We start from the raw sequence: 10,500 nt of genomic DNA on the forward strand, positions 1-10,500 counted from the left end.
GAAGCGGAGGGACTATATAATGAAAGGTGATGTTAAAATCATAAGTTATCTCAATAAATTATTGGGAAATGAGCTTGTCGCAATCAACCAGTACTTTCTTCACGCAAGAATGTTCAAAAATTGGGGACTTAAGCGTTTAAACGACGTTGAGTACCATGAGTCGATTGATGAAATGAAACACGCTGATAAATATATCGAGCGTATTTTATTCCTTGAAGGCATTCCTAACCTGCAGGATCTCGGAAAGCTGGGCATTGGAGAAGATGTCGAAGAGATGCTTCGTTCCGACCTTAGGCTGGAGCTTGAAGGCGCCAAAGATCTGCGTGAAGCCATTGCCTATGCCGACAGCGTACATGACTACGTCAGCCGCGATATGATGATCCAGATCCTGGCCGATGAAGAAGGCCACATTGACTGGCTGGAAACGGAGCTGGATCTGATTTCTAAAATCGGCCTGCAAAACTACCTTCAGTCGCAGATTAAAGTGGAAGAGTAACCACCGTCTTCCAGCCTACGCCTAAACCCGCTGCTGCCAGAAATGGCCCAAAAGGCAGTGGGTTTTTTAATACCCCCTTATCAGGGGTGAGAAACGAAAGCACAAGAATGCTAAGTAGCGCCATAAGCGCAGCGAGTAACGCCAGCGTGGGCAGCATGCACCAGCCATGCCATGCACCAAGCGCCGCCAGGTATTTTACATCGCCATATCCCATCCCTTCACGCCGGCAGATAAACCAATACCCCCAGTAAATAACGGCAAAGCCGATATATCCAGCCATCGCACCCACTACCGCACTCGGCAAAAAATCAGGGTGGACACAGAGCTGAAAGAGCAGGCCCGTCCATAGCAGCGGGCAGAGAAATTTATCGGGAAGCAGTCCGTAGCGAATATCTGCACGGACAAGAAAGGCCGTCAGCGAAAAATAGACCAGCAAAAAGGGGAGAGTGGTTAACATGGAAAAGGCCTCAAAAGGGTTTGAGCGCATACTCGTTATAATCGGCCTGGCCGGCAATCTACAAAAACGACAATTGCGTAGGGACTCCAGACAAAGCATTGAGAAGGGATACATTGCGTAAAAAGTTGCGCGCCCTTACGCATACTGCGCCTCAGGCGCTTAATTTCTAAACGGCACTTGCGTCTTGCCCAGATTTACGTATAATGCGCGGGCTTGTCGTAATTGACGGCGGGTTCAATCAGAACCAGAGTAGCTCATTTTGTTACTCAACAATGCTCCCAATTGGGGAGCTACGTAAGAACGGTTACACTCTCCCATCAATCGTAATGGGTTTGAGGAGTAATCATTTTCGTTTATAAAATAATTGGAGCTCTGGTCTCATGCAGAACCAAAGAATCCGTATCCGCCTTAAAGCGTTTGATCATCGTCTGATCGATCAATCAACCGCGGAAATCGTCGAGACTGCTAAGCGCACTGGTGCGCAAGTCCGTGGTCCGATCCCGCTGCCGACCCGCAAAGAGCGCTTCACCGTTCTGATCTCCCCGCACGTCAACAAAGACGCGCGCGATCAGTACGAAATCCGCACTCACAAGCGTCTGGTTGACATCGTTGAGCCAACTGAGAAAACCGTTGATGCTCTGATGCGTCTGGATCTGGCTGCCGGTGTAGACGTGCAGATCAGCCTGGGTTAATCAGGTCATCGAGCGATTGAGAGGTTGATACAATGATTGGTTTAGTCGGTAAAAAAGTGGGCATGACCCGCATCTTCACTGAAGATGGCGTTTCAATCCCAGTAACCGTAATCGAAGTTGAAGCAAACCGCGTTACTCAGGTTAAAGATCTGGCTAACGATGGCTACCGCGCTGTTCAGGTGACCACTGGTGCTAAAAAAGCTAGCCGTGTAACCAAACCAGAAGCGGGTCACTTCGCTAAAGCTGGCGTAGAAGCTGGCCGTGGTCTGTGGGAATTCCGTCTTGCTGAAGGCGAAGAGTTCACTGTAGGTCAGGACATTAGCGTTGAGCTGTTTGCTGACGTTAAAAAAGTTGACGTAACCGGTACCTCTAAAGGTAAAGGTTTTGCTGGTACCGTTAAGCGCTGGAACTTCCGTACCCAGGACGCTACTCACGGTAACTCCTTGTCTCACCGTGTTCCGGGTTCTATCGGTCAGAACCAGACTCCGGGCAAAGTGTTCAAAGGCAAGAAAATGGCAGGTCAGCTGGGTAACGAACGTGTGACCGTTCAGAGCCTGGACGTAGTACGTGTTGACGCTGAGCGCAACCTGCTGCTGGTTAAAGGTGCAGTTCCGGGTGCAACCGGTAGCGACCTGATCGTTAAACCAGCTGTGAAGGCGTAAGGGGATAGCAATGGAATTAGTATTGAAAGACGCGCAGAGCGCGCTGACTGTTTCCGAAACTACCTTCGGTCGTGATTTCAACGAAGCGCTGGTTCACCAGGTTGTTGTTGCTTATGCAGCTGGTGCTCGTCAGGGTACTCGTGCTCAGAAGACTCGTGCTGAAGTAACTGGTTCTGGCAAAAAGCCATGGCGCCAGAAAGGTACCGGCCGTGCGCGTTCAGGTTCTATCAAGAGCCCGATCTGGCGTTCAGGTGGCGTGACCTTCGCTGCGCGTCCACAGGACCACAGTCAAAAAGTTAACAAAAAGATGTACCGCGGCGCGCTGAAAAGCATTCTGTCCGAACTGGTACGTCAGGATCGTCTGATCGTTGTCGAATCATTCTCTGTAGAAGCGCCTAAAACTAAGCTGCTGGCACAGAAACTGAAAGACATGGCTCTGGAAGATGTGCTGATCATCACCGGTGAGCTGGACGAGAACCTGTTCCTGGCCGCACGTAACCTGCACAAGGTTGACGTACGCGACGCGACTGGTATCGACCCGGTTAGCCTGATCGCCTTCGACAAAGTCGTAATGACTGCTGATGCTGTTAAGCAAGTTGAGGAGATGCTGGCATGATTCGTGAAGAACGTCTGCTGAAGGTGCTTCGCGCACCGCACGTTTCTGAAAAAGCGTCTACTGCGATGGAAAAAACAAACACCATCGTTCTCAAAGTTGCTAAAGACGCGACCAAAGCAGAGATCAAAGCTGCTGTGCAGAAACTGTTTGAAGTCGAAGTCGAAGTCGTTAACACCCTGGTAGTTAAAGGGAAAGTTAAACGTCACGGACAGCGTATCGGTCGTCGTAGCGACTGGAAAAAAGCTTACGTCACCCTGAAAGAAGGCCAGAATCTGGACTTCGTTGGCGGCGCTGAGTAAGTCGGAGGAGTAATACAATGGCAGTTGTTAAATGTAAACCGACATCTCCGGGTCGTCGCCACGTAGTTAAAGTGGTTAACCCTGAGCTGCACAAGGGCAAACCTTTTGCTCCGTTGCTGGAAAAAAACAGCAAATCCGGTGGTCGTAACAACAATGGCCGTATCACCACTCGTCACATCGGTGGTGGCCACAAGCAGGCTTATCGTATTGTTGACTTCAAACGCAACAAAGACGGTATCCCAGCAGTTGTTGAACGTCTTGAGTACGATCCGAACCGTTCCGCGAATATCGCGCTGGTTCTGTACAAAGACGGCGAACGCCGTTACATCCTGGCCCCTAAAGGCCTGAAAGCTGGCGACCAGATTCAGTCTGGCGTTGATGCTGCAATCAAAGCAGGCAACACCCTGCCGATGCGCAATATCCCGGTTGGTTCTACCGTTCATAACGTAGAAATGAAACCAGGTAAAGGCGGTCAGCTGGCGCGTTCCGCTGGTACTTACGTTCAGATCGTTGCTCGTGACGGTGCTTATGTCACCCTGCGTCTGCGTTCTGGTGAAATGCGTAAAGTCGAAGCAGACTGCCGCGCTACTCTGGGCGAAGTTGGCAATGCTGAGCATATGCTGCGCGTTCTGGGTAAAGCAGGTGCTGCACGCTGGCGTGGTGTTCGTCCTACCGTTCGCGGTACTGCGATGAACCCAGTCGATCACCCACATGGTGGTGGTGAAGGTCGTAACTTTGGTAAGCACCCGGTAACTCCGTGGGGCGTTCAGACCAAAGGTAAGAAGACCCGCAGCAACAAGCGTACTGATAAATTTATCGTACGTCGCCGTAGCAAATAATTTTAGAGGATAAGCCATGCCACGTTCTCTCAAGAAAGGTCCTTTTATTGACCTGCACTTGCTGAAGAAGGTAGAGAAAGCGGTGGAAAGCGGAGACAAGAAGCCCCTGCGCACTTGGTCCCGTCGTTCAACGATCTTTCCTAACATGATCGGTTTGACCATCGCTGTCCATAATGGTCGTCAGCACGTTCCAGTCTTTGTTACCGACGAAATGGTTGGTCACAAACTGGGTGAATTCGCACCGACTCGTACTTATCGCGGCCATGCTGCTGATAAAAAAGCGAAGAAGAAATAAGGTAGGAGGAAGAGATGGAAACTTTAGCTCAACATCGCCATGCTCGTTCTTCTGCTCAGAAGGTTCGCCTTGTTGCTGACCTGATTCGCGGTAAGAAAGTGTCGCAGGCCCTGGACATCCTGACCTATACCAACAAGAAAGCTGCGGTATTGGTCAAGAAAGTACTGGAATCTGCCATTGCTAACGCTGAACACAACGATGGCGCTGACATCGACGATCTGAAAGTCGCGAAAATTTTCGTAGATGAAGGCCCAAGCATGAAGCGCATTATGCCGCGTGCGAAAGGTCGTGCAGATCGCATCCTGAAGCGCACCAGCCACATTACTGTGGTTGTGTCCGATCGCTGAGACTCTGGAGACTAGCAATGGGTCAGAAAGTACATCCTAATGGTATTCGCCTGGGTATTGTAAAACCATGGAACTCTACCTGGTTTGCGAACACCAAAGAATTCGCTGACAACCTGGACAGCGATTTTAAAGTACGTCAGTACCTGACTAAGGAACTGGCTAAAGCGTCTGTATCTCGTATCGTTATCGAGCGTCCAGCTAAGAGCATCCGTGTGACTATTCACACTGCTCGCCCTGGCATCGTTATCGGTAAGAAAGGCGAAGACGTAGAAAAACTGCGCAAGGTCGTAGCGGATATCGCTGGCGTTCCTGCACAGATCAATATCGCTGAAGTTCGTAAGCCTGAACTGGACGCTAAATTGGTTGCTGACAGCATCACTTCTCAGCTGGAACGTCGCGTTATGTTCCGTCGTGCTATGAAGCGTGCTGTACAGAACGCAATGCGTCTGGGCGCTAAAGGTATCAAAGTTGAAGTTAGCGGCCGTCTGGGCGGCGCGGAAATCGCACGTACCGAATGGTACCGCGAAGGTCGCGTACCGCTGCACACTCTGCGTGCTGACATTGACTACAACACCTCTGAAGCGCACACCACTTACGGTGTAATCGGCGTTAAGGTATGGATCTTCAAAGGTGAGATCCTGGGTGGTATGGCTGCTGTTGAACAACCGGAAAAACCGGCTGCTCAACCTAAAAAGCAGCAGCGTAAAGGCCGTAAATAAGGAGCGTCGCTGATGTTACAACCAAAGCGTACAAAATTCCGTAAAGTGCACAAAGGCCGCAACCGTGGTCTGGCGCAGGGTACGGATGTTAGCTTCGGCACTTTCGGTCTGAAAGCTGTTGGCCGTGGTCGTCTGACTGCACGTCAGATCGAAGCAGCACGTCGTGCAATGACCCGTGCAGTTAAGCGTCAAGGTAAGATCTGGATCCGTGTATTCCCGGACAAACCGATCACCGAGAAGCCACTGGAAGTTCGTATGGGTAAAGGTAAAGGTAACGTGGAGTACTGGGTTGCCTTGATCCAACCGGGCAAAGTCCTTTATGAAATGGACGGTGTTCCGGAAGAGCTGGCCCGTGAAGCCTTCGGCCTGGCAGCAGCGAAACTGCCTATCAAAACCACCTTTGTAACTAAGACGGTGATGTAATGAAAGCAAAAGAGCTGCGTGAAAAAAGCGTTGAAGAGCTGAACGCTGAGCTGCTGAACCTGCTGCGTGAGCAGTTCAACCTGCGTATGCAGGCTGCAAGTGGCCAGCTGCAACAGACTCACCTGCTGAAGCAAGTGCGTCGCAATGTTGCACGCGTTAAGACTTTACTGACTCAGAAGGCGGGTGCGTAATGACCGATAAAATCCGTACTCTGCAAGGTCGTGTTGTTAGCGACAAAATGGAGAAATCCATTGTTGTAGCTATCGAACGTATTGTGAAACACCCGATCTACGGTAAATTCATCAAACGTACGACCAAACTGCACGTACATGACGAGAACAACGAATGTGGTATCGGCGACAAGGTTGAAATCCGTGAATGCCGTCCACTGTCCAAGACTAAGTCCTGGACGCTGGTTCGCGTTGTAGAGAAAGCGGTTCTGTAATACAGTACGCATTCTCAATACGAATAAACGGCTCAGCGATGAGCCGTTTATTTTTTCTACCCATATTGCAGAAGCGGTGTTATAATGCCGCGCCCTCGATATGGGGCTTTTTAACGGCTCTGATTTTAGAGTCTCAGGTAGTAGTTGACATTAGCGGAGCACTAAAATGATCCAAGAACAGACTATGCTGAACGTCGCCGACAACTCCGGTGCACGTCGCGTAATGTGTATCAAGGTTCTGGGTGGCTCGCACCGTCGCTACGCAGGCGTAGGCGACATCATCAAGATCACCATCAAGGAAGCAATTCCACGTGGTAAGGTCAAAAAAGGTGATGTGCTGAAGGCGGTAGTGGTGCGCACCAAGAAGGGTGTTCGTCGCCCTGACGGTTCTGTCATTCGCTTCGATGGTAATGCATGCGTTATTTTAAACAATAACAGCGAGCAGCCTATCGGCACGCGTATCTTTGGGCCGGTAACTCGTGAACTTCGTACTGAGAAGTTCATGAAAATTATCTCTCTGGCACCAGAAGTACTCTAAGGAGCGAATCATGGCAGCGAAAATCCGTCGTGATGACGAAGTTATCGTGTTAACCGGTAAAGATAAAGGTAAACGCGGTAAAGTAAAAAATGTTCTGTCTTCCGGCAAACTCGTCGTTGAAGGTATCAACCTGGTTAAGAAACATCAGAAGCCGGTTCCGGCCCTGAACCAACCAGGCGGCATCGTTGAAAAAGAAGCTGCTATTCAGGTTTCTAACGTTGCAATCTTCAATGCGGCTACCGGCAAGGCTGACCGTGTAGGCTTTAGATTCGAAGACGGCAAAAAAGTCCGTTTCTTCAAGTCTAACAGCGAAACTATCAAGTAATTTGGAGTAGTACGATGGCGAAACTGCATGATTACTACAAAGACGAAGTAGTTAACAAACTCATGACTGAGTTTAACTACAATTCTGTCATGCAAGTCCCTCGGGTCGAGAAGATCACCCTGAACATGGGTGTTGGTGAAGCGATCGCTGACAAGAAACTGCTGGATAACGCAGCAGCTGACCTGACAGCAATCTCCGGTCAAAAACCGCTGATCACCAAAGCACGCAAATCAGTTGCAGGCTTCAAAATCCGTCAGGGCTATCCGATCGGCTGTAAAGTAACTCTGCGTGGCGAACGCATGTGGGAGTTCTTTGAGCGTCTGATCACTATTGCTGTTCCACGTATCCGTGACTTCCGTGGCTTGTCCGCTAAGTCTTTCGACGGTCGTGGTAACTACAGCATGGGTGTCCGTGAGCAGATCATCTTCCCAGAAATCGACTACGATAAAGTCGACCGCGTGCGTGGTTTGGATATTACCATTACCACTACTGCGAAATCTGACGAAGAAGGCCGTGCTCTGCTGGCTGCCTTTGACTTCCCGTTCCGCAAGTAAGGTAGGGTTACTGAATGGCTAAGCAATCAATGAAAGCACGCGAAGTAAAGCGCGTAGCTTTAGCTGATAAATTCTTCGCTAAACGCGCTGAACTGAAAGCGATCATTTCTGATGTGAACGCTTCCGACGAAGATCGTTGGAATGCGGTTCTCAAGCTGCAGTCTCTGCCGCGTGATTCCAGCCCGTCTCGTCAGCGTAACCGCTGTCGTCAAACAGGTCGTCCACATGGTTATGTGGGCAAGTTTGGGTTGAGCCGTATCAAACTGCGTGAAGCCGCTATGCGCGGTGAAGTGCCAGGCTTGAAAAAGGCTAGCTGGTAATTACCAATTGAATCACGGGAGTAAAGACAGATGAGCATGCAAGATCCGATCGCGGATATGCTGACCCGTATCCGTAACGGTCAGGCCGCGAACAAAGTTGCGGTCACCATGCCTTCCGCCAAGCTGAAAGTGGCAATTGCCAACGTGCTGAAGGAAGAAGGTTTTATCGAAGATTTTAAAGTTGAAGGCGACACCAAGCCGGAACTGGAACTTACTCTCAAGTATTTCCAGGGTAAAGCTGTTGTAGAAAGCATTCAGCGTGTCAGCCGCCCAGGCCTGCGCATCTATAAGAAAAAAGATGAGCTGCCAAAAGTTATGGCTGGTCTTGGTATCGCAGTTGTTTCTACCTCTAAAGGTGTTATGACTGATCGTGCAGCGCGCCAGGCTGGTCTTGGTGGCGAAATTATCTGCTACGTAGCCTAATCGGAGGAAAGAATGTCTCGTGTTGCTAAAGCACCGGTCGTTATTCCTGCCGGCGTTGATGTAAAAATCGACGGTCAGGTTATTACGATCAAAGGTAAAAACGGCGAGCTGACTCGTACCCTCAACAAAGCTGTTGAAGTTAAACATGCAGATAACGCTCTGACCTTCGGTCCACGTGATGGTTTCGTGGATGGATGGGCTCAGGCTGGTACCGCGCGTGCCCTGCTGAACTCAATGGTTGTTGGTGTTACCGAAGGCTTCACTAAAAAGCTTCAGCTGGTTGGTGTAGGTTATCGTGCAGCTATCAAAGGGAATGCAGTAGGCCTGTCTCTGGGCTTCTCACACCCTGTTGAGCATCCGCTGCCGGCCGGTATCACTGCAGAATGTCCGACTCAAACTGAAATCGTGCTGAAAGGCGCTGATAAACAGCTGATCGGTCAGGTTGCAGCAGATCTGCGCGCCTACCGTCGTCCTGAGCCTTATAAAGGCAAGGGTGTTCGTTACGCCGACGAAGTCGTGCGTACCAAAGAGGCTAAGAAGAAGTAAGGTAACACTATGGATAAGAAATCTGCTCGTATCCGTCGTGCGACCCGCGCACGCCGCAAGCTCAAAGAGCTGGGTGCAACTCGCCTGGTGGTACATCGTACCCCGCGTCATATTTACGCACAGGTAATTGCACCGAACGGTTCTGAAGTTCTGGTAGCTGCTTCTACTGTAGAAAAAGCTATCTCAGAACAATTGAAGTACACCGGTAACAAAGACGCCGCTGCAGCTGTAGGTAAAGCTGTTGCTGAACGCGCTCTGGAAAAAGGCATCAGCAATGTTTCCTTTGACCGTTCCGGGTTCCAATATCATGGTCGTGTCCAGGCACTGGCAGATGCTGCCCGTGAAGCTGGCCTTCAGTTCTAAGGTAGAGGTGTAAGATGGCTCACATCGAAAAACAGGCTGGCGAACTGCAGGAAAAGCTGATCGCGGTAAACCGCGTATCTAAAACCGTTAAAGGTGGTCGTATTTTCTCCTTCACAGCTCTGACTGTAGTTGGTGATGGTAACGGTCGCGTTGGTTTTGGTTACGGTAAAGCGCGTGAAGTTCCAGCAGCGATCCAGAAAGCGATGGAAAAAGCCCGTCGCAATATGATTAACGTCGCGCTGAACAACGGCACCCTGCAGCACCCAGTTAAAGGTGTTCACACGGGTTCTCGTGTATTCATGCAGCCAGCTTCAGAAGGTACCGGTATCATCGCCGGTGGTGCAATGCGCGCCGTTCTGGAAGTTGCTGGGGTTCATAACGTTCTGGCCAAAGCATATGGTTCCACCAACCCGATTAACGTGGTTCGTGCAACTATTGATGGCCTGGAAAATATGAATTCTCCAGAAATGGTCGCTGCCAAGCGTGGTAAATCCGTTGAAGAAATTCTGGGGTAATTGACCATGGCAAAGACTATTAAAATCACTCAAACCCGCAGTGCAATCGGTCGTCTGCCGAAACACAAGGCAACGCTGCTTGGCCTGGGTCTGCGTCGTATTGGTCATACCGTTGAGCGCGAGGATACTCCTGCTGTTCGTGGTATGGTCAACGCGGTTTACTTCATGGTTAAAGTTGAGGAGTAAGAGATGCGTTTAAATACTCTGTCTCCGGCCGAAGGCTCTAAAAAGGCGGGTAAACGCCTGGGTCGTGGTATCGGTTCTGGCCTCGGCAAAACCGGTGGTCGTGGTCACAAAGGTCAGAACTCTCGTTCTGGCGGTGGCGTACGTCGCGGTTTCGAGGGTGGCCAGATGCCACTGTACCGTCGTCTGCCGAAGTTCGGCTTCACCTCTCGCAAAGCAGCGATCACAGCGGAAATCCGTCTGTCTGACCTGGCGAAAGTTGAAGGCGGCGTTGTAGACCTGAACACGCTGAAAGCAGCAAACATTATCGGTATCCAGATCGAGTTCGCGAAAGTGATCCTGGCTGGTGAAGTTTCTACTCCGGTAACTGTTCGTGGCCTGCGTGTTACTAAAGGTGCTCGTGCTGCTATCGAAGCTGCTGGCGGTAAAATTGAGGAATAAGT

The 10,500-nt window shown here is 50.4% G+C and carries 23 protein-coding genes; 22 read left to right on the forward strand and 1 reads right to left on the reverse strand.

What is annotated here, in order from left to right; translation table 11 throughout:
* Window positions 1-19: 19 nt before the first annotated feature.
* Window positions 20-496, forward strand: a complete 477-nt coding sequence (bfr, locus tag AC3WOK_RS21445; RefSeq protein ID WP_029740634.1) for a bacterioferritin — start codon at window positions 20-22, stop codon at window positions 494-496.
* On the opposite strand, the gene AC3WOK_RS21450 is transcribed toward bfr, so the two are convergent.
* A complete protein-coding gene (locus tag AC3WOK_RS21450; RefSeq protein ID WP_492355093.1) occupies window positions 480-953 on the reverse strand; it encodes a prepilin peptidase in 474 nt (157 codons plus the stop codon). The two genes, bfr and AC3WOK_RS21450, sit on opposite strands and share 17 nt — an antisense overlap.
* Window positions 954-1,333: 380 nt before the next feature.
* Between AC3WOK_RS21450 and rpsJ the strand changes: the two genes are divergently transcribed.
* The 21 genes from rpsJ to rplO all read left to right on the forward strand — a co-directional run bounded on the left by rpsJ (window position 1,334) and on the right by rplO (window position 10,498).
* Window positions 1,334-1,645: a 30S ribosomal protein S10 gene (gene rpsJ / locus AC3WOK_RS21455; RefSeq protein WP_001181005.1), complete on the forward strand. Its 312-nt coding sequence runs from the start codon at window positions 1,334-1,336 to the stop codon at window positions 1,643-1,645.
* A 32-nt stretch (window positions 1,646-1,677) separates the two neighbouring features.
* Complete coding sequence (gene rplC, locus AC3WOK_RS21460) at window positions 1,678-2,307, forward strand: 50S ribosomal protein L3 (RefSeq protein WP_492355094.1); 630 nt, start codon at window positions 1,678-1,680, stop codon at window positions 2,305-2,307.
* A 10-nt stretch (window positions 2,308-2,317) separates the two neighbouring features.
* On the forward strand, window positions 2,318-2,923 hold the full coding sequence (gene rplD, locus AC3WOK_RS21465) for a 50S ribosomal protein L4 (RefSeq protein ID WP_003031119.1): 606 nt from the start codon (window positions 2,318-2,320) through the stop codon (window positions 2,921-2,923).
* Complete coding sequence (gene rplW / locus AC3WOK_RS21470) at window positions 2,920-3,222, forward strand: 50S ribosomal protein L23 (RefSeq protein WP_000617546.1); 303 nt, start codon at window positions 2,920-2,922, stop codon at window positions 3,220-3,222. The genes rplD and rplW overlap by 4 nt, the downstream gene beginning before the upstream one ends.
* 17 nt (window positions 3,223-3,239) lie before the next feature.
* Window positions 3,240-4,061 (forward strand): 50S ribosomal protein L2, encoded by an 822-nt coding sequence (gene rplB, locus AC3WOK_RS21475; RefSeq protein ID WP_000301859.1) that lies wholly within the window; start codon window positions 3,240-3,242, stop codon window positions 4,059-4,061.
* A gap of 16 nt (window positions 4,062-4,077) precedes the next feature.
* Window positions 4,078-4,356, forward strand: a complete 279-nt coding sequence (gene rpsS / locus AC3WOK_RS21480) for a 30S ribosomal protein S19 (RefSeq protein ID WP_001138117.1) — start codon at window positions 4,078-4,080, stop codon at window positions 4,354-4,356.
* A 14-nt stretch (window positions 4,357-4,370) separates the two neighbouring features.
* Window positions 4,371-4,703: a 50S ribosomal protein L22 gene (rplV, locus tag AC3WOK_RS21485; RefSeq protein WP_002919773.1), complete on the forward strand. Its 333-nt coding sequence runs from the start codon at window positions 4,371-4,373 to the stop codon at window positions 4,701-4,703.
* 17 nt (window positions 4,704-4,720) lie between these two features.
* Entirely contained in the window at window positions 4,721-5,422 is a 702-nt protein-coding gene (rpsC, locus tag AC3WOK_RS21490) for a 30S ribosomal protein S3 (protein ID WP_000529945.1), read from the forward strand.
* Window positions 5,423-5,434: 12 nt separating this feature from the next.
* Complete coding sequence (gene rplP, locus AC3WOK_RS21495) at window positions 5,435-5,845, forward strand: 50S ribosomal protein L16 (RefSeq protein ID WP_002919759.1); 411 nt, start codon at window positions 5,435-5,437, stop codon at window positions 5,843-5,845.
* Window positions 5,845-6,036: a 50S ribosomal protein L29 gene (rpmC, locus tag AC3WOK_RS21500; protein WP_003863282.1), complete on the forward strand. Its 192-nt coding sequence runs from the start codon at window positions 5,845-5,847 to the stop codon at window positions 6,034-6,036. Before rplP ends, rpmC begins: the two co-directional genes overlap by 1 nt.
* On the forward strand, window positions 6,036-6,290 hold the full coding sequence (rpsQ, locus tag AC3WOK_RS21505) for a 30S ribosomal protein S17 (protein WP_008503489.1): 255 nt from the start codon (window positions 6,036-6,038) through the stop codon (window positions 6,288-6,290). The genes rpmC and rpsQ overlap by 1 nt, the downstream gene beginning before the upstream one ends.
* 166 nt (window positions 6,291-6,456) lie before the next feature.
* Window positions 6,457-6,828: a 50S ribosomal protein L14 gene (gene rplN / locus AC3WOK_RS21510; protein WP_002919748.1), complete on the forward strand. Its 372-nt coding sequence runs from the start codon at window positions 6,457-6,459 to the stop codon at window positions 6,826-6,828.
* 10 nt (window positions 6,829-6,838) lie between these two features.
* Window positions 6,839-7,153 (forward strand): 50S ribosomal protein L24, encoded by a 315-nt coding sequence (gene rplX / locus AC3WOK_RS21515; RefSeq protein WP_003863287.1) that lies wholly within the window; start codon window positions 6,839-6,841, stop codon window positions 7,151-7,153.
* 14 nt (window positions 7,154-7,167) lie between these two features.
* Window positions 7,168-7,707, forward strand: a complete 540-nt coding sequence (rplE, locus tag AC3WOK_RS21520; RefSeq protein ID WP_001096206.1) for a 50S ribosomal protein L5 — start codon at window positions 7,168-7,170, stop codon at window positions 7,705-7,707.
* 14 nt (window positions 7,708-7,721) lie between these two features.
* The gene (rpsN, locus tag AC3WOK_RS21525; RefSeq protein WP_003863291.1) at window positions 7,722-8,027 is read left to right on the forward strand and encodes a 30S ribosomal protein S14; all 306 of its coding nucleotides are present in this window, start codon (window positions 7,722-7,724) and stop codon (window positions 8,025-8,027) included.
* Between the two features lie 30 nt (window positions 8,028-8,057).
* The gene (gene rpsH, locus AC3WOK_RS21530; protein ID WP_006178918.1) at window positions 8,058-8,450 is read left to right on the forward strand and encodes a 30S ribosomal protein S8; all 393 of its coding nucleotides are present in this window, start codon (window positions 8,058-8,060) and stop codon (window positions 8,448-8,450) included.
* Between the two features lie 12 nt (window positions 8,451-8,462).
* A complete protein-coding gene (gene rplF / locus AC3WOK_RS21535) occupies window positions 8,463-8,996 on the forward strand; it encodes a 50S ribosomal protein L6 (RefSeq protein WP_003863296.1) in 534 nt (177 codons plus the stop codon).
* Window positions 8,997-9,005: 9 nt separating this feature from the next.
* Entirely contained in the window at window positions 9,006-9,359 is a 354-nt protein-coding gene (gene rplR, locus AC3WOK_RS21540) for a 50S ribosomal protein L18 (protein ID WP_003863297.1), read from the forward strand.
* Between the two features lie 14 nt (window positions 9,360-9,373).
* The gene (gene rpsE, locus AC3WOK_RS21545; RefSeq protein WP_003863299.1) at window positions 9,374-9,874 is read left to right on the forward strand and encodes a 30S ribosomal protein S5; all 501 of its coding nucleotides are present in this window, start codon (window positions 9,374-9,376) and stop codon (window positions 9,872-9,874) included.
* A gap of 6 nt (window positions 9,875-9,880) precedes the next feature.
* Complete coding sequence (gene rpmD / locus AC3WOK_RS21550; RefSeq protein WP_003863301.1) at window positions 9,881-10,060, forward strand: 50S ribosomal protein L30; 180 nt, start codon at window positions 9,881-9,883, stop codon at window positions 10,058-10,060.
* A gap of 3 nt (window positions 10,061-10,063) precedes the next feature.
* The gene (gene rplO, locus AC3WOK_RS21555) at window positions 10,064-10,498 is read left to right on the forward strand and encodes a 50S ribosomal protein L15 (RefSeq protein ID WP_003863304.1); all 435 of its coding nucleotides are present in this window, start codon (window positions 10,064-10,066) and stop codon (window positions 10,496-10,498) included.
* The last annotated feature ends 2 nt before the right edge of the window (window positions 10,499-10,500 follow it).

The sequence above is a fragment of the Enterobacter sp. FW301-JW81 genome, from assembly GCF_058788735.1.

Bases quoted from the DNA above. Each gene is read 5' to 3' on its own strand.
- rpsS (WP_001138117.1), top strand. From the start codon at position 4,078: ATGCCACGTTCTCTCAAGAAAGGTCCTTTTATTGACCTGCACTTGCTG.
- AC3WOK_RS21450 (WP_492355093.1), bottom strand. From the start codon at position 953: ATGTTAACCACTCTCCCCTTTTTGCTGGTCTATTTTTCGCTGACGGCC.
- rplW (WP_000617546.1), top strand. From the start codon at position 2,920: ATGATTCGTGAAGAACGTCTGCTGAAGGTGCTTCGCGCACCGCACGTT.
- rplE (WP_001096206.1), top strand. From the start codon at position 7,168: ATGGCGAAACTGCATGATTACTACAAAGACGAAGTAGTTAACAAACTC.
- rpsH (WP_006178918.1), top strand. From the start codon at position 8,058: ATGAGCATGCAAGATCCGATCGCGGATATGCTGACCCGTATCCGTAAC.
- rpsC (WP_000529945.1), top strand. From the start codon at position 4,721: ATGGGTCAGAAAGTACATCCTAATGGTATTCGCCTGGGTATTGTAAAA.
- rplD (WP_003031119.1), top strand. From the start codon at position 2,318: ATGGAATTAGTATTGAAAGACGCGCAGAGCGCGCTGACTGTTTCCGAA.
- rpsN (WP_003863291.1), top strand. From the start codon at position 7,722: ATGGCTAAGCAATCAATGAAAGCACGCGAAGTAAAGCGCGTAGCTTTA.
- rplX (WP_003863287.1), top strand. From the start codon at position 6,839: ATGGCAGCGAAAATCCGTCGTGATGACGAAGTTATCGTGTTAACCGGT.
- rplO (WP_003863304.1), top strand. From the start codon at position 10,064: ATGCGTTTAAATACTCTGTCTCCGGCCGAAGGCTCTAAAAAGGCGGGT.
- rplR (WP_003863297.1), top strand. From the start codon at position 9,006: ATGGATAAGAAATCTGCTCGTATCCGTCGTGCGACCCGCGCACGCCGC.
- rplV (WP_002919773.1), top strand. From the start codon at position 4,371: ATGGAAACTTTAGCTCAACATCGCCATGCTCGTTCTTCTGCTCAGAAG.
- rplB (WP_000301859.1), top strand. From the start codon at position 3,240: ATGGCAGTTGTTAAATGTAAACCGACATCTCCGGGTCGTCGCCACGTA.
- rplN (WP_002919748.1), top strand. From the start codon at position 6,457: ATGATCCAAGAACAGACTATGCTGAACGTCGCCGACAACTCCGGTGCA.
- bfr (WP_029740634.1), top strand. From the start codon at position 20: ATGAAAGGTGATGTTAAAATCATAAGTTATCTCAATAAATTATTGGGA.
- rplP (WP_002919759.1), top strand. From the start codon at position 5,435: ATGTTACAACCAAAGCGTACAAAATTCCGTAAAGTGCACAAAGGCCGC.
- rpmD (WP_003863301.1), top strand. From the start codon at position 9,881: ATGGCAAAGACTATTAAAATCACTCAAACCCGCAGTGCAATCGGTCGT.
- rplF (WP_003863296.1), top strand. From the start codon at position 8,463: ATGTCTCGTGTTGCTAAAGCACCGGTCGTTATTCCTGCCGGCGTTGAT.
- rpsE (WP_003863299.1), top strand. From the start codon at position 9,374: ATGGCTCACATCGAAAAACAGGCTGGCGAACTGCAGGAAAAGCTGATC.
- rpsJ (WP_001181005.1), top strand. From the start codon at position 1,334: ATGCAGAACCAAAGAATCCGTATCCGCCTTAAAGCGTTTGATCATCGT.
- rplC (WP_492355094.1), top strand. From the start codon at position 1,678: ATGATTGGTTTAGTCGGTAAAAAAGTGGGCATGACCCGCATCTTCACT.
- rpsQ (WP_008503489.1), top strand. From the start codon at position 6,036: ATGACCGATAAAATCCGTACTCTGCAAGGTCGTGTTGTTAGCGACAAA.
- rpmC (WP_003863282.1), top strand. From the start codon at position 5,845: ATGAAAGCAAAAGAGCTGCGTGAAAAAAGCGTTGAAGAGCTGAACGCT.